Below are 23,344 nucleotides of genomic sequence, written 5' to 3' on the forward strand. Positions count from 1 at the left end.
AGATGAACCAGATCGCGATCGAGAGCCCCGCCCCTGCCAGGACCGATGAGCAGCTGATGGCGAACGCCATCAGGGCGCTCGCCATGGATGCGGTTCAAAAGGCAAACTCGGGCCATCCCGGCATGCCGATGGGCATGGCCGATGTTGCTACGATCCTGTTCAATCGCTTCCTGCAAATCGACCCGTCGTGTCCCGACTGGCCCGACCGCGACCGTTTCGTTTTGTCGGCGGGCCATGGCTCGATGTTGCAATACGCGCTGCACTATCTGCTCGGCTACGAGGACATGCCGATCGAGCAGCTGCAGCGCTTCCGACAACTTGGCAGTCGCACCGCCGGGCATCCCGAATACGGCCATGCCCTTGGCATTGAAACCACGACAGGTCCGCTCGGCCAGGGCATTGCGACCGCGGTCGGCATGGCATTGGCCGAGCGCATGCTCGCCGCCCGGTTTGGTGGCGACCTTGTCGACCACTTCACCTATGCCATCGCCGGCGATGGCTGCCTGCAAGAGGGGATGAGCCACGAGGCGATTGACCTCGCCGGACATCTTGGCCTGTCGAAATTGATCGTGCTGTGGGACGACAATCGCATCTCGATCGACGGTCCGACCTCGCTGGCGACCTCGATGGACCAACCGATGCGGTTCCAGGCCGCCGGCTGGAGCGTTCTTTCGATCGACGGCCACGACCTGGATGCGATCGCGGCGGCGCTGGAGCAGGCGCGGACGTCGGACCGGCCGACGTTGATCGCATGCCGCACCACCATCGGAAAGGGGGCACCGAACCTGGGCGGCTCGGAAAAAACCCATGGCGCGCCGCTCGGCGCGGCCGAAATCGCCGCGACGCGAACAAACCTCGGTTGGGATCATCCACCCTTCGAGATCCCCGGCGAAGTTTTGCGCGCCTGGCGCACCGCGCCAGCACGCGGCCGAACCGCGCGCGCGGCGTGGGAGGCGAGACTTGCCGCTTCGCCGCGCCGCCAGGAATTCGAAAGTGCTGTTGCTGGCGACCTCCCCGAAGGCGTCTTCGAGGCGCTGTCGACATTCCGCCAGCAACACTTCGAGAATGCGACCAACGTCGCAACCCGCAAGGCCTCGGAAATGGCTCTCGCCGTGATCAACGAGGCGACGCAACAGACTGTCGGGGGATCGGCGGATCTCACTCATTCCAACCTGACCATCACCAAGGGCATGGCTCGCGTCTCACCGGGCGACTTTTCGGGCCGATACATTCACTATGGCATCCGCGAGCACGGCATGGCGGCGGCTATGAACGGCATGGCGCTGCATGGCGGGCTCGTCCCTTATGGCGGAACGTTCCTGTGCTTCGCCGACTATGCGCGCGGCGCAATGCGGCTCTCAGCACTGATGGGCCAGCGCGTCATCTATGTGATGACCCATGATTCCATCGGACTTGGCGAAGATGGGCCGACGCACCAGCCTGTCGAACATCTGGCGATGCTGCGCGCAACGCCAAATCTCAATGTCTTCCGTCCGGCCGACATCATCGAGACAGCTGAGTGCTGGGAGCTGGCGCTGAGGTCAAAGCACCGGCCGAGCGTGCTGGTTTTGTCGAGACAGAACCTTCCGATGCTCCGCACGAAGGCTCCCGAAGCCAGCCGCTCTGCCAAAGGGGCTTACCTTATGCGCAAGCCCCTCGGCCGGCGTGATCTGACGCTGATCGCCACCGGTTCGGAAGTGGAGATCGCCCGCGCGGCCGCCGACTTGCTCCTGGAGCGCCATCATATGCGGGTTGCCCTGGTCTCCATGCCCTGCTGGGAACTCTTTGAAGAACAAGACGAAGCCTATCGCGCCGAGGTTCTCGGAACAGCTCCGCGCATAGCCGTCGAGGCGGCCGCGCGCCTTGGTTGGGACCGCTGGATTGGAGAAGGTGGAGCCTTCGTCGGAATGACCGGCTTTGGCGCCAGCGCACCGGCCGCGGAGCTTTACAGGCATTTCGGCATCACCGCCGAGGCCATTGCCGATGCCGCTTGTGCAGTTGTTCAGAAGGATTGAAGCCTTGCCCGTCAGAGTAGCCATCAACGGATTTGGCCGCATCGGCCGCAACATCCTGCGCGCCATCCACGAATCCGGCCGCAAGGATATCGACGTCGTCGCCGTCAACGACCTCGGCCCGGTCGAGACCAATGCGCATCTGCTACGCTACGACAGCGTGCATGGCCGCTTCCCGCATGAAGTGACTGTCGATGGCGACCAGATCACCGTCGGCAAGGAAAAGTTCAAGGTCACCGCGATCAAGGATCCGAGCCAGCTGCCGTGGAAGGAACTGGGCATCGATATCGCGCTCGAATGCACCGGCATCTTCACCGCTCGCGACAAGGCAGCCTCCCACCTGGCCGCCGGCGCCAAGCGCGTCGTCGTCTCCGCGCCGGCCGAGGGCGCTGACCTCACCGTCGTCTACGGCATCAACCACGACAAGCTGACCAAGGACCACATCGTCATCTCGAACGCGTCCTGCACCACCAACTGCCTGGCGCCGCTGGCCGCCGTGCTGCACGAGGCCGTCGGCATCGAAAAGGGCATGATGACGACGATCCATTCCTACACCGGCGACCAGCCGACGCTGGATACCATGCACAAGGATCTCTACCGCGCCCGCGCCGCGGCACTTTCGCAGATCCCGACCTCGACCGGTGCCGCCAAGGCGATCGGCCTGGTGTTGCCCGACCTCAAGGGCAAGCTCGACGGCATCTCGATCCGCGTGCCGACCCCGAATGTCTCGGTCGTCGATTTCAAGTTCATCGCCAAGCGGTCGACCACCGTCCAGGAGATCAACGACGCGGTCATCGCCGCTTCCAACGGCAAGCTCAAGGGCATTCTCGGCGTCACCCATCACCCGAACGTCTCGATCGACTTCAACCACGATCCGCGTTCGTCGATCATGGCGCTCGACCAGACCAAGGTGATGGACGGCAACTTCGTTTCGGTGCTGTCCTGGTATGACAATGAATGGGGTTTCTCCAACCGCATGGGCGACACCGCGGTCGCTGTTGGGGGCGTGCTTTGAAACCCCTCCCCGACATCCGCACCACTGATGTTGCCGGCAAGACCGTTCTCGTTCGCGCCGACCTCAACGTACCCCTCAAGAATGGCATCGTCGCCGATGCCACCAGGATAGTGCGTTTTGCTCCGACTGTGAGGGATCTCCTGGCGCGAGGTGCCAAGGTTGTCGTCATGACGCATCTTGGCAGACCCGACGGTGATGCCAATCCCATCTATTCGGTGAGCCCGGTAACGGCGATCCTGTCCAGCGAAGTCGGCCGCGAAGTTGTGTTCGTCCCAGATTGTGTCGGCGCCACTGCGGAGAAGGCTGCCAAGCATCATCAGGACGGCAAGGTACTCCTGCTCGAAAACCTTCGTTTTCATAAGGGTGAGGAGGCCAACAGCCGCAATTTTGCATTGCGGCTCTCGGTCAACGGCGATCTCTTTGTCAACGACGCCTTTTCCTGCGCTCATCGCGCGCATGCTTCGACCCACGCTATCGCGCAAATCATGCCCGCCTACGCCGGGCCGTCCCTGCTCGCCGAAGTCGCCGCCCTGAACGCGGCACTCGACGCGCCGAAAAGGCCAGTGGCCGCCCTGGTAGGGGGTGCCAAGGTCTCGTCCAAGATACGGGTGCTGAAGAACCTGATCGGCAGGATGGATCACCTGATCATCGGTGGCGGCATGGGCAACACATTTCTGGCTGCAAGCGGATATCGCGTGGGGCGATCAGTCTACGAACCAGAGTGTGTTTCGATCGCTCGCGATATCATGGAGGCTGCCGCCGCCAACGGCTGCCGTATCCTTCTGCCCAGCGACGTGACCGTTGCCAGGATGTTCGAGGCAGAGGCTCTGGCCACAACCGTCCCCGTGGCAGCTGTCCCTGACGAGGCAATGGCGCTCGACGTTGGCCCCAGGACAGTCTCAGAGATCAAGGATGTCCTGAACTCCTGCCACACCCTGTTGTGGAATGGCCCGCTGGGCGCATTCGAGATGCGGCCATTTGGAGACGCCACGTTCGCTGTGGCGCGCCATGCGGCGGCGCTGTCAAAGGCCGGACAACTCGCCACCATCGCAGGCGGCGGCGACACGGCGGCCGCATTGTCGTTGGCCGGCGTTGCCGACCAGATCACCTACCTGTCGACCGCCGGCGGCGCCTTCCTGGAATGGCTGGAAGGTTGCCACTTACCCGGCATCGAAGTGCTGCGCAAAAGAGTCGAAAATTCGGAGACTGTCTAAAATGGCCAAGATTACACTTCGACAGCTGCTCGACCATGCCGCTGAACGTGACTATGGCGTTCCAGCCTTCAACATCAACAACATGGAGCAAGGTCTGGCCATCATGCAGGCGGCAAAGGCCTGCGACGCACCGGTCATCATCCAGGCCTCGCGCGGCGCCCGCGCTTACGCCCATGACATCATGCTCTCGAAGATGATGGATGCTTTGGCGGAAATCTATCCCGACATTCCGCTTTGCGTCCATCAGGACCACGGCAACAACGAGGCCACCTGCCTGACCGCGATCCGCCACGGCTTCACCTCGGTCATGATGGACGGCTCGCTCCTGGCCGACGGCAAGACGCCGGCCAGCTATGACTACAACGTGGAGATGACGGCAAGTGTCGCCGAGATGGCGCATGCGGTCGGCGCCTCGGTGGAAGGTGAGCTCGGCGTGCTTGGGTCGCTGGAAAGTGGCCATGGCGAGGCCGAGGATGGTCACGGCGCTGAGGGCGCGCTTTCCCACGACCAACTCTTGACCGACCCTGACCAGGCGGTCGATTTCGTGATGCAGACGAAGGTCGACGCGCTGGCGATCGCCTGTGGCACAAGCCACGGCGCCTACAAGTTTTCGCGGCGGCCTGACGGCGACATCCTCGCCATGCATGTCATCGAGGCCATCCACCAGAAACTGCCAAACACGCATCTGGTGATGCACGGCTCTTCTTCGGTGCCGCAAGAACTGCAGGACATCATCAACAGCTATGGCGGGGAGATGCCGCAGACCTTCGGCGTGCCGGTGGAAGAGATCGTGCGCGGCATCCGCCACGGCGTGCGCAAGATCAATATCGACACCGATTGTCGCATGGCCATGGCCGCGCAATTCCGCAAGGTCGCAGTCAGCAATCGTGCCGAGTTCGACCCTCGCAAATTCCTCAAGCCGGCCATGGATGCCATGCGCGATCTGTGCCGCGAGCGCTTCGAGGCCTTTGGCTGCGCCGGCAATGCCAGCCGGATCAAGGTGATGCCCCTGGACGAGATGGCCAGGCGCTACGCAACGGGCCTGCTCGACACGCAAGTGGCGGCCAGCAGGGCTGCCTGAAGCACCAATTATTGATGGAAGGATTTGAATGATGACCGCACAACCGACAGAGCTCAGGGGCAAGGAACGCTATCGCGCCGGCGTCCTCAAATACGCACAGATGGGGTACTGGAACGGCGACTACGTGCCCAAGGATACCGATCTGATCGCGCTTTTCCGCATCACGCCCCAGGACGGCGTCGATCCGATCGAGGCCGCGGCCGCCGTTGCCGGCGAATCGTCGACGGCGACCTGGACGGTGGTCTGGACCGACAGGCTGACGGCGGCCGACCAGTACCGGGCAAAGGCCTATCGGGTCGATCCGGTGCCGGGGCGGCCGGGCGAATATTTCTGCTACGTCGCCTACGACCTGATCCTGTTCGAGCCGGGATCGATCGCCAACCTGACGGCTTCCATCATCGGCAACGTGTTTTCGTTCAAGCCGCTCATGGCGGCGCGGCTGGAAGACATGCGGCTGCCCGTCGCCTATGTGAAGACCTTCAAGGGACCGCCGACCGGCATCGTGGCCGAGCGCGAGCGGCTCGACAAGTTCGGCCGGCCGCTTCTGGGGGCCACCACCAAGCCGAAACTCGGGCTTTCAGGCAAGAATTACGGCCGCGTGGTCTATGAGGGCCTCAAAGGTGGGCTCGACTTCATGAAGGACGACGAGAACATCAACTCGCAACCCTTCATGCATTGGCGTGACCGGTTCCTCTACTGCATGGAAGCCGTCAATCGGGCAGCCGCCGAAACCGGCGAGATCAAAGGCCACTACCTCAACATCACGGCCGGCACGATGGAGGAGATCTACCGGCGTGCCGAGTTCGCCAAGGAACTGGGATCGTGCATCGTCATGATCGACCTGATCATCGGCTACACCGCGATCCAGTCGATTTCGGAATGGTGTCGCAGCAATGACATGATCCTGCATCTGCATCGCGCCGGGCACGGAACCTACACCCGCCAGAAGAATCACGGCATCTCGTTTCGCGTCATCGCCAAGTGGATGCGGCTGGCCGGCGTCGACCACATCCATGCCGGTACGGCCGTCGGCAAGCTCGAAGGCGATCCCATGACGGTCCAGGGCTATTACAATGTTTGCCGCGAACTCAAGAACGAGGTGGACCTTCCGCGCGGCATCTTCTTCGAGCAGGACTGGGCCGACACGTTGAAAGTCATGCCCGTGGCCTCTGGCGGCATCCATGCCGGCCAGATGCATCAGCTGCTTGAATTGTTCGGCAACGACGTCGTGCTGCAGTTCGGCGGCGGCACGATCGGCCATCCGATGGGAATCCAGGCGGGTGCAACCGCGAACCGCGTCGCGCTGGAAGCCATGGTGCTTGCCCGCAACGAGGGCCGCGACATTGCCGCTGAAGGCCCCGAAATACTGCGCGCGGCCGCCAGATGGTGCAAACCCCTGGAAGCCGCCCTCGATGTGTGGGGCAACATCAGTTTCAACTATCAGTCCACCGACACGTCGGACTTTGTCCCCACCCCCGCCACCGCCGTCTAAGGAGCACGATCATGCGCATCACACAGGGCACGTTTTCCTTTCTGCCCGACCTCTCGGACGAGCAGATCTGGGCGCAGATCGAATATTGCCTGCGCAACGATTGGGCAGTCGGCGTCGAATACACGCGCGACCCGCATCCACGGAACATATTTTGGGAGATGTGGGGCAACCCGATGTTCGACCTCAAGGATGCGGCCGGCGTGATGATGGAGGTTCGCGCCTGCCGCGAAGCCCAATCCGACAGCTACATCCGCGTCAATGCCTTCGATTCCTCGCGTGGTTTCGAGACCGTGATGCTGTCCTTCATCGTCAATCGGCCAAAGGTCGAGCCCAGCTTCGTGCTCACCCGCACCGAGACCAACAGCCGCGTGCAGCGCTATTCGATGAAGGCTGCACTTTAAAAGCCGAGGAGAGGAGCATCCATGATTGCCGCGCAGACCCTCGCAACGGCTAAGCCGACCGTGGACCTGGCCGCCGACTTCCGCGAGTCGGGGGTGGCCGAGATTCTGGGGGAGCTCGATCGCGATCTGACCGGTCTCAAGCCGGTCAAGCAGCGTATCCGCGAGACGGCAGCGCTGCTGCTCGTCGATCGCGCCCGCACCCGGCTGGGGCTTTCGACGCACACACCGACGCTGCATATGAGCTTTACGGGCAATCCAGGCACCGGCAAGACGACGGTGGCGCTCAGGATGGCAAACCTGCTGCATCGGCTTGGGTACGTGCGCAAGGGCCATCTCGTCTCGGTAACGCGCGACGATCTCGTGGGCCAGTATATCGGGCATACCGCGCCGAAGACGAAGGAGGTGCTGAAGAAGGCGATGGGGGGCGTGTTGTTCATCGACGAAGCTTATTATCTCTACCGTCCAGACAACGAGCGCGACTATGGCCAGGAGGCGATTGAAATCCTGTTGCAGGTGATGGAGAACCAGCGTGACGACCTTGTCGTCATCCTTGCCGGCTACGCCGACCGGATGGAGCGCTTCTATCAGTCCAACCCGGGATTTCGATCGCGCATCGCGCACCACATCGACTTCCCCGACTACGAGGACGCGGAGTTGCTTTCCATTGCCGAGACGATGCTGGCCAAGCAAAATTATGTGCTCGACGACGAAGCGACGGGGGTCATGGCCGCCTACATCCGCGCTAGGCGAACGCAGCCGCATTTCGCCAATGCGCGCTCGATCCGCAATGCGTTGGACCGCGCCCGGCTGCGTCACGCCAATCGTCTTTTCGAGACATCGGTTGGCCCGGTGACCGCGCAGGACATGTCGACCATCCGTGCCGATGACATCAGAGCCAGTCGCGTGTTCTCGACCCAAACAGCCGCGGAAGGTCCGACACCATGAAACAGACGATCATTGCCCCATCGGTCCTCTCGGCCGACTTCTCGCGTCTGGGCGAGGAAGTCGAGACCATCGCCGCAGCAGGTGCCGACTGGATCCATCTCGACGTCATGGACGGGCACTTCGTGCCCAACATTACCTTCGGTCCTCCCGTGATCAAGGCGATCCGCAACCGGACGAACAAGGTGTTCGACTGTCACCTCATGATCACGCCAGCTGATCCCTATCTTGCCGCCTTCGCCGAGGCAGGCTGCGACATCATAACGGTTCACGCAGAAGCTGGAGCGCATCTCGACCGCTCGCTCCAGGCCATCCGCGATCTCGGCAAGAAGGCGGGCGTTTCACTCAATCCGTCGACGCCGGAGAACGTTATCGAGTATGTGCTGGATCGTCTCGATCTCATACTCCTGATGACGGTCAATCCAGGGTTCGGCGGCCAGGCCTTCATTGCGTCGGTGGTCGAGAAGGTGAAGCGGGTGAAGGCGATGATCGGTGATCGACCGATCGACATCGAAATCGACGGCGGGGTGACGTCGCAGACCGCACCCCTCGTCGCGGCGGCCGGCGCCAATGTGCTGGTTGCGGGCTCGGCCATCTTCAAAGGCGGGACGGCCGCGGCATACAGCGCCAACATCGCGGCTATTCGCCAAGCCGCCGATGCGGCTTCGTGAGACGGGCGCCATGAAGGCGAGCCCGGCATTCGCGGACCTGCCCCTGCGGGCGGTCTTCTTCGACCTTGATGGAACGCTTGTCGATTCGGCCCCTGATATGGCCGCAGCCGTCAATGAACTGATGGCGGAATACGGCCTGGGGCGGCACTCACTCGAGGCAGTGCGTGGCATGATCGGCCATGGGGTCGAGAAACTCATCGAACGAGCCTTCGCGGCGCATTCGGTCGCGCTTGGCTTGGGAGATCAGAGCGCAAGCCGCGAGAGGATGAATGAAATCTATGGCCGCCACCTCACCCGGCTGACCTCCCTGCGCCCCGGAGCAGACAGCGCGCTGACCGCGGCTCGCAAGGCCGGGATGCGGACCGGCGTCGTCACCAACAAGCCGGAAGGCTTCTCACGCATTGTCCTGGCGCACTTCGGCCTGTCGAATGAGCTCGATGTCGTCATCGGCGGCGATGCCGGCCATCCGAAAAAGCCCGCTCCCGATATGCTTCTGGCTGCCTGTCACGCATGCGGTTGCAGCAGCGCTCAGGCAGTTATGGTGGGAGATAGTATGGCCGACGTCGGAGCCGCCAGGGCCGCGGGCATGCGCTGCATCATAGTGCGCGGCGGGTATACCGAACTGGCGGCCGAAGCTCTCGGCGCGGACCGCGTTATCGACGTGCTCGACCAGCTGGAATCGGTTTTCCGGAGGTAAGAAAAGGCTGTGCAATGGCTATTCGAGCGCTTGTCTTCGACGTTGACGGCACGCTCGCGGAGACAGAGGAGTTGCACCGTCAGTCTTTCAACCAGACTTTTGCCGAGCACGGGCTTAATTGGGTCTGGGACCATAGTCTGTACACCGAGTTGCTCGGCACCACGGGGGGGCGAGAGCGCATTGTTTCGTATGCGCAGATGGCGGGGCAAAATGTCGACCCAGATCTTCTGCACGCACGAAAGACAGAAATCTATAACCTCAAGATCAAGGAGGGTCTGATCAGCCTGAGGCCTGGGGTGGTGGAGCTGATTGAGCATGCCACGCAGGAGGGGCTGATGCTCGCGATCGGAACGACCACCAGTAGGGCGAATGTGGTGTCGCTCCTTCATAAGACACTCGGCCCAAGGTCCTTGGACCTGTTTTCCAGCATCCGTACGGGCGAGGATGTGCGCGCCAAAAAACCCGATCCTGAAGTCTATCGGCTGGTGCTATCGGACCTTGGTGTAGAGGGTTGCGAGTGTCTTTGCATCGAGGATTCCAGGAACGGACTTATGGCTGCTCGTGCGGTCGGCATGCGCACGGTCATCACAGCCAGCCTGTTTACGTCTCACGAGGACTTCAGCGGCGCCGATCTCATCCTACGCAATCTGGCGACGCCATGGTCATCGGCTGAGTTCAACCCTTATACGTCGATGATGAACCAGCCGCTCGAGGTGAGCCGCTTACTGCGGCGTGCCGGAGGGAGGTCCGGCGGTCGGCGAACGGACGCTTGAACATCGCCAACTTGTCAAGCTGGCCGCCGCCCGGCAACCCAAGTGATGTTGGCGATCGAGCAGAGCCACACCCTTGTTGCGGGTTTTTCATGCCTTCGGGCGAGTGCGGCCGGTGCCAGACCGACCACCGGTCCGGTCGTCCTCTTGGATCGCGCGTCAGCGCTGCGTGGGCACGCATATCCGAAGGAAGCTTGTCCTCGCCAGCTTTCGCAATGGCAACTGTGTTCACGCGAATGCGGTTTTGTCTCGAATGACGGCATTGAGGACGACCAGGAGCTTTCAGCGTCATTGCAGTTGGGGCGCTCGCCCAAACAGCTGTGAGCTCGGACCAGCTCACACGCGCGACCCCAAGTCCCGGCGTGGTCCCTTAATCTAGTAAACAAGGTCGCATCCCAGGCGTAGCCACGGCGTCGAAATCGTACCTATTCGATTTCACAAAAGTGGCTCTGTTAGACCGCCGGCATTTAGCGTTCTATGGCATCCAGTTTAGGCGCAGTCGGGTTCCATGCAGCACGCAGCACGCTTTGAAAGGCCCTGCAAAACCAAAGACGCTGGTGACAAGGCGCCGCCTTTGAATGGCTTCGGCTTTGACGCAGCCGACTGTGCTTCACGAGCAGGCGCGCAGGGCAATGGCCTCATATTCATGAGGCCATTGCCAGAGGATCTACCCCGCTACGTTTCGACATATAACCGGGCCGCGGCATCGCCGTCGGCTGACATTGATCGGCATCGGCAAGGGGCTGCAAAGAGCCCACCCGATCCGCGACGTGGGCTGCCAAGCGGCGCACGGATGAGGAGAACTTTGCCTGTCGGTGACAGGCTCGTGGACTGCAACAACAATGGGAGAATGAAATGCACACAATTCTGAAGATGGCGATGGGCACGGTTGTCTCGATCGGCATGTTTGCCGGCATCGCGCACGCTGCCGGGCTGAAGGATCCAAAGGACGTTCGTATTACCTTCGTGGTCCATGGCTCGGCTTCCGACCCCTATTGGTCGGTTGTCAAGCGCGGCGTCGACGATGCGGCCAAGCTGACTGGCGCCAAAGTTGAGTATTACGCGCCGCAGATTTTCGACGTGGTCGAACAGGCCCGGCTCCTTGACGCGGCGGTTGCTACTAAGCCCGATGGAATTGCAGTCTCGATCGCCGACACCAACGCGCTTGGCAAATCGGTCAAGGCAGCATTGGCCGCCAACATTCCAATGGTGGTGCTTGATTCCGGCGAGAAGGAAGGCGCCGAGCTCGGCACGACGATGTATGTCGGCACGGCTTCCGAATATGCTTCTGGCAAGAAGGCCGGTGAGCGGCTGGCCAAGGAAGGCATGCTCAAGGTCGTCTGCATCAATCATGAAGTCGGCAATGTCAGCCTCGACCAGCGTTGCCAGGGCCTCAATGACGGTCTCAAGCCGTCGGGCGGCGGCACCGAAGTTCTGGCCGCTTCGCCCGATCCCGCAGATGTCCAGCGCCGCACGGAGGCCTACCTATCGGCGCATCCCGACACCCAGGCCGTGTTTGCGCTTGGCGCCACTAGCGCCACTCCCCTGATCCCGTTCTTCCGCGACCATGAACTGTTCGGCAAGATCAAGCTGTACACCTTCGATGTCAGCCCGGAGGTCCTGGATTCCGTTGCCGCCGGCGAGATGGGCTTCGGCATGGACGCCCAGGAATATCTGATGGGCTATCTGCCGGTGATCTACCTGGTCGAACAGGCGACGCACGGCTTTTGGCCACAGAACTCTTTCTACACCGGCCCGGTGTTCATCGACACGCCCGAAAAGGCGAAGGCCATCCTGGCGCTCGCCAAGGAAGGCATCCGCTAGATCGACGAGCCAGAACACCCGGGGAAATGCGCAAGCGCTCTCCGGGTCCCGTCGATTTTGCGACCCAACAAAGGGAGAATCTAATGGCTGTCGTTGAAGACAAAGCGATACCTTCGGAAGCTTCAGTCAAGGACCGTTTCGGCATGACGTCGAAGCGGGCGGCCGGCGCCGACGAGCGGCTGGCCAGCACTGGCTGGCTCACTCAATGGCTGCGCCGGCCAGAAGCGGGCGCCGCCGGCGGGCTGATCGCCACCATCATCATCTTCGCCCTGCTGCCGGGTGCGTCGAACCTTTATTCGCTGCAGGGGTCGATGACCTTCCTGACGCTGTCGGCCGAGCTTGGCATCATCGCCACCGCGGCAGCACTCCTCATCATCGCCGGCGAATTCGATCTTTCGGTCGGCTCGATGGTCGGCTTCGCCGGCGTCGTCATCGGCCTGACGGTGAAATATTGGGGCCTGCCGCTGTGGGGCGGCATCGCCTGCGCCTTCGCGGTCGCCATCCTCACCGGCTACGTCAACGGCCTGATCGTGGTGAAGACCCGCCTGCCCTCCTTCATCGTCACGCTGGCCTCGCTCTACATCCTGCGCGGCCTGTCGATCGGCATCACCCGCGCCGTCACCGGCCGCACGCAAATCCCCTACATCGTCGACGGTGCGCCGGACCCTGGCACCGCAGGCCTGTTCAATGGTCATCTGCTCACCAGCCTTTTCCATTGGATGGGCACGCAAGGCTGGATAGCTACGCGCAACGACGGCATTCCTTTCGTCGTCGGCATTCCAATGTCGATCGTTTGGTGGCTCGGTCTCACAGCGATCGCCGGCTATATACTGACGCAGACCAAATATGGCAGCTGGATCTCCGCCACCGGTGGCGACCTGATCGCCGCCCGCAATGTCGGCGTGCCGGTCGACAAGGTTAAGATCAGCCTCTTCATCTACACCGCCTGCGCGGCAACCTTGCTGGCCACCATTCAGGTGATGGAGGCCGGCTCCGCCGACACCACGCGCGGTCTGCTCAAGGAATTCGAGGCGATCATCGCCGCGGTCATCGGCGGCGTGCTGCTCACCGGCGGCTACGGCACCGTCTATGGCGTGCTGTTCGGCGCGTTGATCTTCGGCCTGGTGCAGATGGGCATCTTCTACACCGGCATCGACACCGACTGGTTCAAGGTGTTCCTCGGCATCGTCATCCTCGTGGCGGTGCTGGTCAACAACTACATCCGCCTCAAGGCGTTGGGACGTGGAGGCAGCAAATGACGAACCCAGCCATGGAACTGCGCGGTGTCTCGGTCAATTTCGGTTCCGTGCGCGCGCTGCAGGATATCGATATCAAGGTCTATCCGGGCGAGGTGCACTGCCTGCTCGGCGACAACGGCGCCGGCAAGTCGACGCTGATCAAGGTGCTGTCGGGCGTGCACCGGCCGACCAAGGGCGAGATATTCGTCGATGGCAAGCCGGTCGCCTTCCGTAGCCCGCGCGACGCGCAGGATCTCGGCGTCGCCACCGTCTTCCAGGACCTCGGCATGATCTCGCTGATGTCGATCACCCGCAACTTCTTCCTCGGCCGCGAGCCGACCAAGAGCAGCCTGCCCTTGTCACGCATCGACAAGGAGCGCGCCAACACCATCGCCAGGCAAGCGATGGCCGATATCGGGATCGACGTGCGCGACCCCACCCAAGCCGTCGGCACGCTGTCGGGCGGCGAGCGCCAGTCCGTCGCCATCGCCCGCGCCGTGCATTTCGGCGCCAAAGTGCTGATCCTCGACGAGCCGACCTCGGCACTCGGCGTGCATCAGGCGGCGATGGTGCTGAAATTCATCATCGAGGCGCGCATGCGGGGCCTAGCCGTCATCTTCATCAGCCACAACATCCACCATGCCTATCCGGTCGGTGACACCTTCACGCTGCTCAACCGTGGCCGCAATCGCGGCACCTATGCCAAGTCGGAGATTTCGCGCGACGAAGTCATCTCGATCATGTCGGGCGGCGAGGATCTGAAGGCGGTCGAGGCGGAAATTGCGGGCTTGCTCGCGCAGATCGGCAACCGGCCGCCCAGGGCAGCACAATGATCCCGCGCCGAAGCAAGAGCCGCAACATGATGGTCTCCAACAACAAAGAGATCTCGGCTGAGCGGATCGGCCGCGGCGGCGTCTGGGCCGACCTGGTTGCGCAGGTTGGTGCACATAATCTGCCCGTGGTCGGATCGAAAATGCCGCGCGACCAGCGCCGCACTGGTGTCATCGGTGCCGATCGCAGTTTTGTAAAAGGGCCGGCCGTTTTCGACCTTGGAGCCAACGGCGAACCCTGCCTTGATGAGGATGGAGCAGTAACATGGTTTTCGAACCCGCGCTCGGCGTGGAACGGCTGTGCACAATCCGGGAGATCGCCGACAGGTCCGAGCTCGGCACGACCACCGTACACCGCGCCTTGAAAAACAGCCGCGAGGTTCGGCCCAAAACCAGACGGTTGGTGCTCGACACGGTCTGTCGGCTTAACGAAGAAAAGATCGCCCGCGCGGCGCGTCATATCGCAGGCTAGGCCGTCAGATGCGCCTGTCCTTGGACATTATGTCGGTCGACCGCAGCCTGGAAGAACCGATGCACCGGCAGATTTACGGTGCCCTACGGCGCTTTATCCTCGATGGCAAGATCTCGCAAAACACATTATTGCCTTCGACGCGCTCGCTGGCGGAGGATTTGAGGGTCGGCCGCAACACTGTGATCGCCGCCTATGACCAGCTTTTGGTCGAGGGTTTCATCGAGGCCCGCGCGGGATCGGGCACCTGGGTGGCGCCTATCCAGCGCGACCGGCCATTGGCGTTGCAGCGCGCGGAACTCGGCGCACCGCAGAAACTGTCGCGGCGCGGCCAGACCATCGTCAACGGGCCGCAGCCGCCGCGCAATGCTGGCGTCATCAATTTCCATCCCGGCGTGCCGGAGACGGCCTCCTTTCCATTCAGCATCTGGTCGAGCCTTCTGGTGCGCAACGCCCGCAGCTGTGATGAAAACCTGCTCGGCTATCTCTCCTTTGCCGGCCATCCCGGCCTGCGCCAGACCATTGCCTCAAACATCAGCCTGTCGCGCGGCATCAACTGCAGCGCCGACCAGGTGATTATCGTCACCGGCGCGCAGGCTGCACTTGACCTGGTCTCGCGCGTATTGATCGACGAAGGCGACCACGTTTGGATGGAAGAGCCCGGCTATCTCGGTGCTAGGAGCGCCTTCCTTGCTGGTGGCGCCAGGCTGGCACCGCTCAAAGTATCGCGGCGCGGCTGGACTCTTGACGATCCGGACCTGCCGCCGCCGCGGATGATTTATGTGACGCCCTCCTGCCAATGGCCGTTCGGCACCATCATGCGCATCGAGGAGCGGCTGCAGCTGCTCGACATTGCCGAGCAACACGGCGCCTGGATCGTCGAGGACGACTTTGACGGCGAGTTCCGGTTTCGTGGCCGGCCGGTGGCAGCGCTGCGCGGGCTCGACCACGCCAACCGGGTCGTCTATATTGGCAGCTTCGGCAAGACGCTGATCCCGGCGTTGCGTATCGGCTACCTCATCGTGCCACGCGAACTTTCCGTGCCTTTCGATCGCGCCGTTTCGATCACCGGCCAGTTCGCGCCGCTCATCTTGCAGGCAACGGTGAACGACTTCATCACGCAGGGGTATTTCGCCACCCATCTCAAGCGCATGCGTCGGCTCTATGCATGCCGCCAGGCAAATTTCGTCAAACTCTGCCAGGACCATCTCGCCGAGTGGATCAGCGTGTCGGAAAACGATTCCGGCATGCAGCTGCTGGCAAGTTTCAAGCGCCCCTACAAGGACAGCGACGTGGTCGCGGCCGCCCTCAGCCAAGGGCTCGACGTACAAGGCATTTCCATCAATTACCATATCAGCGAACCGGAGCACGGCCTGCTGCTTGGCTATGCGGCGATGGATGAACGACAGATCCTGCGTGCCGTACTGGCGCTGCGCGCCGCTTTTATCAAATTGGACAGGAGCTAGTTCCCACTGTCGAATTTCTGCAGATCAACCGGTGGCGCCTTGCGCAGTTCGACCCCGTCCAGCGACGCATTTTCCAGCGCCACCCGCGCGGCCGCACCGATATTGTGGATCATGTCGTCGATATCGGCGTCGCCATGCGCCGGGTTCATGGCGATCATCACCGTGCGGTTGAGAATGGCGAGCGAGCCCTTGCCGAGATCGTCAGCATAGTCCATCCGCAGGCCCTTGTTTTCCGGCAGTGCATAAGGATTGAGCGCCGGATGGTGGGCGCCTTCATGCATCAGAACCTGGTCCCACTGGGTAAAGTTGTGGCGGCCGGTCTTGCCCGCGATGACACTTGGAATGGTCTTCGAAAACACCTGAGCGGCCTGTTCGCTCGGGAGCAGATACATCACCTGCGCTGCGCAATCATCGTCCGGGCTGTTCATCGGCGACGGCGTCAGGCCGAGGTTGCCAAGATGCTTCGTACCGGCCAGCACCTTCTTCTTCTCGGCCCGCATCGCCTCGATGATGCCGTCGAGACGGTCGAGCTGGACATTGAGCATCGCCCCCATCAGTTCCGACGCCCGTGCGCCGATGCCGGCGAACGGCTTGATGCTGTCGCTGCGGCCCTGCCAGTAGAAATGGCAAGGATCGATAGCGCAGCGCGCCCGCTCGGCCACCTTCGGATCGCTGGTGGCGATGCCGCCGCCCTCGCCCGAAGTCATGTTCTTGAAGTAGTTGAAGGAGTAGGCGCCGGCATGGCCGATCGAGCCGAGCTTCCTGCCCTCATAGCCGCCGCCAATGCCCTGGCAGACGTCTTCCAGCACCAGGAGGCCACGCTTCTTGGCGATGTCCATGATGGCGTTCATGTTGCAGGCAGCACCCCACATATGGACGGGGATGACCGCCCTGGTGCGCGGCCCGATGGCATCGCGCAAAGCGATGGGATCGATGGTCAGGCTCTCGTCGATATCGACGATGACCGGAATGGCGCCGACCGACAGCACCGCGGTCGCGGTGGCCATATAGGTATGCGCCGGCACCAGCACCTCGTCGCCCGGACCGATGCCGAGCCCGATCAGGCCGGCGGCAAGCCCATAAGTGCCGCTGGCGGCCAGCGCGAAATGCTCGACGCCGAGATGCCTGGCATAACGGGCCTCGAAGCGGTCGCATTCACTGTTGTCGCCATAGCGAAACAGCGCGCCCGAGCGGATCACCCTGGCAATGGCTTCGATCTCTTCTTCGCCGGCGGTGTACATGGCAGGTCTCCGTCGCATGATTGTGCGAATAGATGTACGCGCGCCGGCGCAGGATGAAAGAACCACTCCGCGGCGATCTGACCAAACCACCATGGTGCGCTCCAGCACATTGGCTATCGGCCCGCGATCGCTCCAATTGAGCAAGCGGCAGGTCATCGAACACAGATTGCAATCCAAACCCGCGCGCCCGAGATGTCGGACGCGTGATCAACCACACGATCCCGGCTCTGCCCAGGACGCGGCGTTCGTCGTAGCATGATCCCGAGCGTGATGATCAGAGCATGTTCGAATGCTGATCATGGAAGCGTCCCCGCGATCCGCTCTTTACGTAGCGTTGTCTTGACTGGCGCGTCACACGGCAGGCCTCGTGCTCAGGCAATCGCGATGAAGACGTTCCCGCCCTCGATCTTTACCGGATAGGTCTTGAGATTGACGCAGACCGGCACGCCCTTGGCTTCGCCGGTCTTGTAGTTGAAGCGACCGTTGTGCTTAGGACATTCGATGATGTCATCCATGACGAGGCCATTCGCGAGATGAACTTGCTCGTGGGTGCACAAACCGTCGGTTGCGAAATAGTCATCATCGGGACTGCGATAGATGGCAAAGGTGCGTCCTTGGTGGTCGAAACGGATAACGTCTTCCGCATCGATTCCGTTGGCTTCGCACACTTCGACCCAGTCTTGGCTCATGGCCAGCTCCATTCGGTTTGTGTCGTCGGCTGCCCATTATTCGGCGGCAATGACGTGCTGAATCAGGAAGTCTTCGCGATAGGGCTTGGCCGTCGGCGGCAATTCGCGCTTGAGGAAGTAATCCTCGTAGCGCAACTGGCGCAGCAAGGCCGGGACCATCTCGCGATAGCCGTCCATGATCGATTTGTTGGGTGCAGGCAGGTCATGCTTGATGAGCGCATGCAGCCGCGGCAACGCGTGGTAAGGCACCATGGGGAACATGTGGTGCTCGACGTGGTAATTCATGTTCCAGTAGATGAAGCGGCTGATGGGATTCATATAGACCGTGCGGCTGTTGAGCCGGTGGTCAGTGACGTTATCCGCCAGCCCCCCGTGCTGAAGCAGGCCTGTCATCATCGCGTGCCAGGCGCCGTACAGGCGCGGAAGACCAATCAGCAGCAGCGGCAGGATGGAGTTGAGCCATATCGACAGCGCGACTGTGGCTGCATAGATGATCATCCATATCCGGGCGGCGCGCACGACCTTGCCCTGCTCGGACTCCGGAATGAACGTCTTCTCTTCGGCTGAGACGATGCCCGCCGCGTTGCGCAGCATGTCTTTGGTCGCATGCCAGGCGTCAACGACGCCGAAGACGTCGAGGACAAGCCGGATGAGGTCTGGCGGCCGCATGACGGCGATCTCTGGATCGCGGCCGACGACCACTGTGTCGGTGTGATGGCGCGCGTGGCTCCATCGCCATGTCACCGGATTGCGCATAATCATAAAGCAGGCAATCTGGTATACGACATCGTTCATCCACCTTGTCTTGAAGGCGGTGCCGTGACCACATTCGTGCCAGCGACTGTCGGAGGCCGAGCCGTAGAGCACGCCGTAGGCGAGAAAAAAAGGCACCGACCACCAACTGCCCCAAAAAGCGACACCAAGACTGCCAAAAAGCACCAGGCCGCCGAGCCAAATGGCCGTGTCCCGGATGGCGCTGCCATCCTCGCGTCGCATCAGCTCCTTGATTTTCTGGCGCTGAACATCGGTGTGATACCACTCGGCCGCAGCAAGCCCGCTCTCAACAGCAGCTCGGGAATCACGGCCAAGCAGGCTGTAATCTCTCCGCGTTGGAACCATCGTACGCCTCCGTCTGAGTGCTGACGGACGACGTTAAAGCATCGGTGGTCCCTTCGTCAGGGCCGATCTTCTGTTTTTGGAGCGGACCGCTTTTGCTCTTGATGGGCCGGCCGGCTCGGGGAGCTCGGCGTCACCGGCGACGCGGTGACGCCGACTTCGACAGTTGGCCTGACGCGCCTTTGTTGTCGAGGTTTACGAAAGCGGCACGCAGCGAAAGGATCGCCTCGCGCATCGTCTTCAAGTCGATGCCGGCGTAACCCAATATGGCGCCTTGCTGGGGCGGGCTACTGAAGAACTGCCGCGACAGGGGTGAGAAATCCACGCCCTGCTTTTGCGCCAGTTGCCACAATGCCTCATCGTCAAACCCCCGCGTAAAGCGCCCAACAAGTTGCATGCCCGCGTCGTTCTCCTCGACGGTGAGCCAGTCAGCGAGATGATGGCGGCACAAATCGACGAACACCTTCTGTCGCTCAGCATAGAGGCGGCGCATCCGGCGAAGATGCGTTGCGAAGTAGCCTTCGCTGATGAAATCCGCGAGTGCGGCTTGCAGCAGGAGGGAAGGACAATGGCCGGTGTTGCTGGCAACTCGCTTGAAACCGTCGACAAGCTGCGGCGGGACAACGATGAAGCCGATCCTGAGCGAGGGGAAGAGCGTCTTGGCAAACGTACCGAGGTAGATGACGCGACCAGATTTATCCAAGCCCTGCATCGCCGGGATCGGCCGTCCGCGGAAGCGATATTCGCTGTCGTAATCGTCCTCGACGATCCAGGCGTCGTGCCTTTCGGCTATCTGGAGAAGCCGCAGCCTGTCTTCCATGCGCATGACGCAGCCGAGCGGCCACTGGCAAGATGGCGTGACAAAGATCAGGCGTGGCGCTGGCCGGGCTTCCTCGTCCAGCGACCAGCCCTCAGACCCGACCGGTAGCGGCACCAGTCTTGCACCCGCGCTCTGCAGCGCGTTTTGCGCCCCAATGTAGCCGGGCTCCTCCAGCCAGCAGACATCGCCGTCATCGACGAGCATACGAGCAAGAATGTCGAGGGCAGCTTGCGCGCCGTTGACCACAAGCACCTGCTCGGGGTTGCACTCCACACCCCGTGAGCCCCGCAGATATTCGGCTATCGCGACCTGCAGACGCGGAAGGCCGGCGACCCAATGGTAGCCATAGAGGTCTTCATGGGAGTAACGGGCATGCCGTTTGAGCAGCCGCGCCCACGTCGAAAACGGAAACCCTTTGATTTCGGGATATCCGGGATGGAAGGCGATGTGATCAGGGATCGTCCGGTCTCGCGGTTGATTGGCCATTCTTGTACCGCGCAAGGAGAGGGACGGTGCGCCAGCACTGCCGACCAAGTTGCGCGCCGCGACGGCGTCCGCCGGCAGTGTCGCGACCCAAGTCCCTGATCCTGAACGTGATTCCAGGTACCCCTCTGCGAGAAGGGTGTCGTAGGTGGTGATCACGGTGTTGCGGCTGACGCCGAGATCCTCGGCCATCAACCGGGTGGGCGGGAGACGTGTGTCAGCCTTCAGATGGCCAGCCAGTATTTCTGCACGCAGCTTGTCGTAAAGCTGCCGGTGCATGGGCAGGTCCGCGTCTCGTTCGAGGACAAGCATATCCGAGGAGAAGGGGCTGCGTCGCTTGGCCAAATTGGTTCCGTCCGATTCGTGGAAAGCTGCTCTTTCAGTTAAGCCAGTATCCCTTCAATCTGCGGCGTGGGCAAGTAATGCCCCGGCACACCCCACAGTAGAGGGAAGCTGCGTCTTGCTCCGGCAAACGGCTTTGAATCTACCAATTCTAGACTCTAACCACTGGATTAACTATGGGCAGATTCCGTATTGGTTTGATTGGCGCTGGCCGAATGGGCCAGGTCCATCTTCGCGCTGCCGCTGAAAGCTCGCTCGTCGAGATTGCCGCTGTCGCCGATCCGGTTGCCGCCACTCGCCTCAGCTTGGCGGGCAGCGGGATCAAGACATATGAATCCGCCAGGGACATGATAGATGCCGGCGAGGTCGACGGCATTCTTATCGCGACCCCCAGCAAGACACATGTCCATACAGTCGCAGAAATTGCGGCACGGCGCTTGCCTATCCTTTGCGAAAAGCCCTGCGGCCTCACTGCACACGAAGCTCGAACGGCAGCCGAGGTGGCGGAGCATTTCAATGTGCATTTGCAGATAGGATATTGGCGACGGTTCGTTCCGGAGCTGAAGCGGCTTCGAGATGATATCCACGCTGGACGGCTGGGCGACCTCTACCTCGTAGCGTGCTTCCAATGGGATGAAGCACCCCCAGGAGCATCATTTCGAGCCACCGGGGGCGGAGCGTTCATCGACATGGGTGTTCATGAATTTGATCAGCTGCGTTGGCTAACCGGTCAGGAACCGACCAACTTCCGCGTCGCTGCCTCGAAGACCACTTTCGCAGGAAAAGTGGAAGTTGATCCCGACGCGGTGCAACTGCTGTGCAATTTGTCGGACGGTGGCACGGGCCTCGTTTCGCTCGGGCGTCGATTCCCGCCAGGGGATGCTTGCTGGACGCAGGTGTTCGGCACCTCGAGTTTCGCAGAATCCCGCTTCTTCTGGCCCCCTGATGGAGAACCAGTCTTCCTGAATGCCCTGCGCGCCCAGCTTGAGGATTTTGTTCAGGCTGCCCAAGGAGGCGCATCACAAGGGGCGAGCGCCAAAGATGCTGTCGCCGCCCTGGCGATCGCTGAAGCCGCAACCGAAGAGCTGTCGCGCGAACTTGCCAGACAAAAAGCGAACTGACGGTTTGGGCCGCAAATCTTGAAAGGAATTACCTCACGGTCGCGCGAGGTGATTTCCGGACTGTTCTGGCCGTCAGGGCGCAACCCGTGCCAACTGATCCCATGCCGATCTGCGAGTGTGCTGGCGGGGCCATATTGCCGGCCCTTATGCCGGTTCTTGGCCAAGAACGCGACTGGTCAAGGGACTATGATGTAGACCACGTGAGCCTACCGCTGCTTGCACACGCCGACGCAATTCTGTTTTTGGCGCGGTGCGGACAAGTCCTCAGACGGGCGCCCATTTGCCGCTTTCAGCCGAACGCTGGATCGCCATGAGCACCTTCGTAGCGCCCAGTGACCATTCGAGCTCGATTGACAAGGGTGCTCCGGAGCGTATGGCCGCACTAAACCGTTCCGCCTGGAGACGATACTGATCGGCCGGCCCAACAAGCCTCGTCTCGGCTGCGGCCAGATTGCTGCCGTCGTTCAAAACGATCTTGCAATACTCATCAGGGGCGGGATTGAAAGGATCGCCGATGCTGATCGACTTCAGGCTGCCAAAGATCTGGACACTGTGGCGGATTGCCAGCTGTGTGGAAACCGTAAAGGTCGCCTGATGCCCTCCCGGGAATACGAGGACGGCGCTCGTCAGCCTGTCGATGCCGAAAACCGGATCGAAGTCGATGACGGCAAACGCGCGCTCTGGCTCGCTATCGAAGAGCATCCTGGCGACCGCGATAGGGTAAACGCCAAGGTCGTATAAAGCCCCGCCTCCATATGCGGCGTTGTTCACAATGCTTTTGGGATCGAGATTGATTTCGGTGAACACCGCCTGCACGGCGCGCACTTCCCCGATTTCGCCTGAAGCGACGAGGCGCAGAATTTCATCCCACTGGGGATGCGCGCGGATCATCACAGCCTCCTGGATTCGCTTGCCGGTTCGGTCCCGGCAATCGATAAGGCGCCTGAGTTCGTCGACGTCCAAAGCCAGCGGCTTCTCGCACAAGACGTGCTTGCCCGCCTCAGCGGCCCGGATCGCCCAATGCACATGGAGGTGGTTGGGCAGGGGAATATAGACGGCTTCGATTTCCGGGTCTGCCAGGATGCCGTCATACGATCCGTAGCTGCGTCCTATTCCAAAACGGGTTGCTATGTCCCGCGCCCTGTCCGCATCGCGCGAGGCGACCGCTACAATCTCCAGCCCTCCAGCAGACGACATCGACGGGATGACTTTGTCCACGGCGATGGCGGCCGTACCCAGTATTCCCCAGCGCACCGGATCCATGTGGTTTCCTCCCGCTTGAGCAGCTTCCGTGCCGCCAGACGCGGCCTCGGATCCAATATGATTTGGCGATTTCCGATGCGTCCCGGTATCGCCGGTTGGTAGGGCATCCGGTGTCTGCGCGGGCCGAGCAACTGACATCAGAAGAAA

The 23,344-nt window shown here is 61.7% G+C and carries 21 protein-coding genes; 16 read left to right on the forward strand and 5 right to left on the reverse strand.

The window, feature by feature from the left end:
• The first annotated feature begins 2 nt into the window (after positions 1–2).
• The 15 genes from tkt (at position 3) to CK227_RS15020 (ending at position 16,122) form a co-directional block, all read left to right on the forward strand.
• Complete coding sequence (tkt, locus tag CK227_RS14950) at positions 3–2,015, forward strand: transketolase (protein WP_095774151.1); 2,013 nt, start codon at positions 3–5, stop codon at positions 2,013–2,015.
• A 4-nt stretch (positions 2,016–2,019) separates the two neighbouring features.
• Entirely contained in the window at positions 2,020–3,027 is a 1,008-nt protein-coding gene (gene gap, locus CK227_RS14955) for a type I glyceraldehyde-3-phosphate dehydrogenase (RefSeq protein WP_095774270.1), read from the forward strand.
• A complete protein-coding gene (locus tag CK227_RS14960; protein WP_095774150.1) occupies positions 3,024–4,241 on the forward strand; it encodes a phosphoglycerate kinase in 1,218 nt (405 codons plus the stop codon). The genes gap and CK227_RS14960 overlap by 4 nt, the downstream gene beginning before the upstream one ends.
• 1 nt (position 4,242) lies before the next feature.
• Positions 4,243–5,322 carry a class II fructose-bisphosphate aldolase gene (gene fba / locus CK227_RS14965; RefSeq protein ID WP_095774149.1) on the forward strand — a complete coding sequence of 360 codons (1,080 nt, stop codon included), beginning with the start codon at positions 4,243–4,245 and terminating at the stop codon, positions 5,320–5,322.
• Positions 5,323–5,350: 28 nt separating this feature from the next.
• Entirely contained in the window at positions 5,351–6,814 is a 1,464-nt protein-coding gene (locus tag CK227_RS14970; RefSeq protein ID WP_210248231.1) for a form I ribulose bisphosphate carboxylase large subunit, read from the forward strand.
• A gap of 11 nt (positions 6,815–6,825) precedes the next feature.
• Positions 6,826–7,215: a ribulose bisphosphate carboxylase small subunit gene (locus CK227_RS14975; protein WP_095774148.1), complete on the forward strand. Its 390-nt coding sequence runs from the start codon at positions 6,826–6,828 to the stop codon at positions 7,213–7,215.
• A 21-nt stretch (positions 7,216–7,236) separates the two neighbouring features.
• A complete protein-coding gene (gene cbbX / locus CK227_RS14980; RefSeq protein ID WP_095774147.1) occupies positions 7,237–8,160 on the forward strand; it encodes a CbbX protein in 924 nt (307 codons plus the stop codon).
• Complete coding sequence (gene rpe, locus CK227_RS14985) at positions 8,157–8,828, forward strand: ribulose-phosphate 3-epimerase (RefSeq protein ID WP_095774146.1); 672 nt, start codon at positions 8,157–8,159, stop codon at positions 8,826–8,828. Before cbbX ends, rpe begins: the two co-directional genes overlap by 4 nt.
• 10 nt (positions 8,829–8,838) lie before the next feature.
• Positions 8,839–9,525: a phosphoglycolate phosphatase gene (gene gph, locus CK227_RS14990; protein ID WP_095774268.1), complete on the forward strand. Its 687-nt coding sequence runs from the start codon at positions 8,839–8,841 to the stop codon at positions 9,523–9,525.
• Between the two features lie 14 nt (positions 9,526–9,539).
• Positions 9,540–10,298, forward strand: coding sequence for an HAD-IA family hydrolase (locus CK227_RS14995; protein ID WP_095774145.1), 759 nt, complete (start codon positions 9,540–9,542; stop codon positions 10,296–10,298).
• An 852-nt stretch (positions 10,299–11,150) separates the two neighbouring features.
• Positions 11,151–12,119: a sugar ABC transporter substrate-binding protein gene (locus CK227_RS15000; RefSeq protein WP_095774144.1), complete on the forward strand. Its 969-nt coding sequence runs from the start codon at positions 11,151–11,153 to the stop codon at positions 12,117–12,119.
• A gap of 143 nt (positions 12,120–12,262) precedes the next feature.
• Positions 12,263–13,378 carry an ABC transporter permease gene (locus CK227_RS15005; protein WP_095774267.1) on the forward strand — a complete coding sequence of 372 codons (1,116 nt, stop codon included), beginning with the start codon at positions 12,263–12,265 and terminating at the stop codon, positions 13,376–13,378.
• Positions 13,375–14,190 (forward strand): ATP-binding cassette domain-containing protein, encoded by an 816-nt coding sequence (locus CK227_RS15010; protein ID WP_095774143.1) that lies wholly within the window; start codon positions 13,375–13,377, stop codon positions 14,188–14,190. The genes CK227_RS15005 and CK227_RS15010 overlap by 4 nt, the downstream gene beginning before the upstream one ends.
• 262 nt (positions 14,191–14,452) lie before the next feature.
• Positions 14,453–14,659, forward strand: coding sequence for a LacI family DNA-binding transcriptional regulator (locus CK227_RS15015; RefSeq protein WP_095774142.1), 207 nt, complete (start codon positions 14,453–14,455; stop codon positions 14,657–14,659).
• A gap of 59 nt (positions 14,660–14,718) precedes the next feature.
• The gene (locus tag CK227_RS15020; RefSeq protein ID WP_095774266.1) at positions 14,719–16,122 is read left to right on the forward strand and encodes a PLP-dependent aminotransferase family protein; all 1,404 of its coding nucleotides are present in this window, start codon (positions 14,719–14,721) and stop codon (positions 16,120–16,122) included.
• Here the strand turns inward: CK227_RS15020 and CK227_RS15025 are convergent.
• The 4 genes from CK227_RS15025 to CK227_RS15040 all read right to left on the reverse strand — a co-directional run bounded on the left by CK227_RS15025 (position 16,119) and on the right by CK227_RS15040 (position 20,816).
• A complete protein-coding gene (locus CK227_RS15025; protein ID WP_095774141.1) occupies positions 16,119–17,363 on the reverse strand; it encodes an aminotransferase class I/II-fold pyridoxal phosphate-dependent enzyme in 1,245 nt (414 codons plus the stop codon). The genes CK227_RS15020 and CK227_RS15025 overlap by 4 nt on opposite strands.
• 371 nt (positions 17,364–17,734) lie before the next feature.
• Entirely contained in the window at positions 17,735–18,052 is a 318-nt protein-coding gene (locus CK227_RS15030; RefSeq protein WP_095774265.1) for a MocE family 2Fe-2S type ferredoxin, read from the reverse strand.
• A gap of 36 nt (positions 18,053–18,088) precedes the next feature.
• Positions 18,089–19,171, reverse strand: a complete 1,083-nt coding sequence (locus CK227_RS15035) for a fatty acid desaturase family protein (protein WP_095774140.1) — start codon at positions 19,169–19,171, stop codon at positions 18,089–18,091.
• 130 nt (positions 19,172–19,301) lie between these two features.
• Complete coding sequence (locus CK227_RS15040; RefSeq protein WP_245318186.1) at positions 19,302–20,816, reverse strand: PLP-dependent aminotransferase family protein; 1,515 nt, start codon at positions 20,814–20,816, stop codon at positions 19,302–19,304.
• Positions 20,817–20,989: 173 nt separating this feature from the next.
• Here CK227_RS15040 and CK227_RS15045 point away from each other — a divergent pair, with 173 nt between their 5' ends.
• On the forward strand, positions 20,990–21,934 hold the full coding sequence (locus CK227_RS15045; protein ID WP_095774138.1) for a Gfo/Idh/MocA family oxidoreductase: 945 nt from the start codon (positions 20,990–20,992) through the stop codon (positions 21,932–21,934).
• Positions 21,935–22,198: 264 nt separating this feature from the next.
• Here CK227_RS15045 and CK227_RS15050 read toward each other — a convergent pair whose 3' ends face one another.
• On the reverse strand, positions 22,199–23,197 hold the full coding sequence (locus tag CK227_RS15050) for a Gfo/Idh/MocA family oxidoreductase (RefSeq protein WP_095774137.1): 999 nt from the start codon (positions 23,195–23,197) through the stop codon (positions 22,199–22,201).
• Positions 23,198–23,344 lie beyond the last annotated feature (147 nt).

Source organism: Mesorhizobium sp. WSM4308 (assembly GCF_002294905.1).
Classification (GTDB): domain Bacteria; phylum Pseudomonadota; class Alphaproteobacteria; order Rhizobiales; family Rhizobiaceae; genus Mesorhizobium.

Excerpts from the sequence above, each read along its gene's own strand:
- tkt (WP_095774151.1), top strand. The coding sequence starts at position 3 with ATGAACCAGATCGCGATCGAGAGCCCCGCCCCTGCCAGGACCGATGAG.
- fba (WP_095774149.1), top strand. The coding sequence starts at position 4,243 with ATGGCCAAGATTACACTTCGACAGCTGCTCGACCATGCCGCTGAACGT.
- CK227_RS14970 (WP_210248231.1), top strand. The coding sequence starts at position 5,351 with ATGATGACCGCACAACCGACAGAGCTCAGGGGCAAGGAACGCTATCGC.
- CK227_RS14975 (WP_095774148.1), top strand. The coding sequence starts at position 6,826 with ATGCGCATCACACAGGGCACGTTTTCCTTTCTGCCCGACCTCTCGGAC.
- cbbX (WP_095774147.1), top strand. The coding sequence starts at position 7,237 with ATGATTGCCGCGCAGACCCTCGCAACGGCTAAGCCGACCGTGGACCTG.
- rpe (WP_095774146.1), top strand. The coding sequence starts at position 8,157 with ATGAAACAGACGATCATTGCCCCATCGGTCCTCTCGGCCGACTTCTCG.
- gph (WP_095774268.1), top strand. The coding sequence starts at position 8,839 with ATGAAGGCGAGCCCGGCATTCGCGGACCTGCCCCTGCGGGCGGTCTTC.
- CK227_RS14995 (WP_095774145.1), top strand. The coding sequence starts at position 9,540 with ATGGCTATTCGAGCGCTTGTCTTCGACGTTGACGGCACGCTCGCGGAG.
- CK227_RS15000 (WP_095774144.1), top strand. The coding sequence starts at position 11,151 with ATGCACACAATTCTGAAGATGGCGATGGGCACGGTTGTCTCGATCGGC.
- CK227_RS15005 (WP_095774267.1), top strand. The coding sequence starts at position 12,263 with ATGACGTCGAAGCGGGCGGCCGGCGCCGACGAGCGGCTGGCCAGCACT.
- CK227_RS15010 (WP_095774143.1), top strand. The coding sequence starts at position 13,375 with ATGACGAACCCAGCCATGGAACTGCGCGGTGTCTCGGTCAATTTCGGT.
- CK227_RS15015 (WP_095774142.1), top strand. The coding sequence starts at position 14,453 with ATGGTTTTCGAACCCGCGCTCGGCGTGGAACGGCTGTGCACAATCCGG.
- CK227_RS15020 (WP_095774266.1), top strand. The coding sequence starts at position 14,719 with ATGCACCGGCAGATTTACGGTGCCCTACGGCGCTTTATCCTCGATGGC.
- CK227_RS15025 (WP_095774141.1), bottom strand. The coding sequence starts at position 17,363 with ATGTACACCGCCGGCGAAGAAGAGATCGAAGCCATTGCCAGGGTGATC.
- CK227_RS15030 (WP_095774265.1), bottom strand. The coding sequence starts at position 18,052 with ATGAGCCAAGACTGGGTCGAAGTGTGCGAAGCCAACGGAATCGATGCG.
- CK227_RS15035 (WP_095774140.1), bottom strand. The coding sequence starts at position 19,171 with ATGGTTCCAACGCGGAGAGATTACAGCCTGCTTGGCCGTGATTCCCGA.
- CK227_RS15045 (WP_095774138.1), top strand. The coding sequence starts at position 20,990 with ATGGGCAGATTCCGTATTGGTTTGATTGGCGCTGGCCGAATGGGCCAG.
- CK227_RS15050 (WP_095774137.1), bottom strand. The coding sequence starts at position 23,197 with ATGGATCCGGTGCGCTGGGGAATACTGGGTACGGCCGCCATCGCCGTG.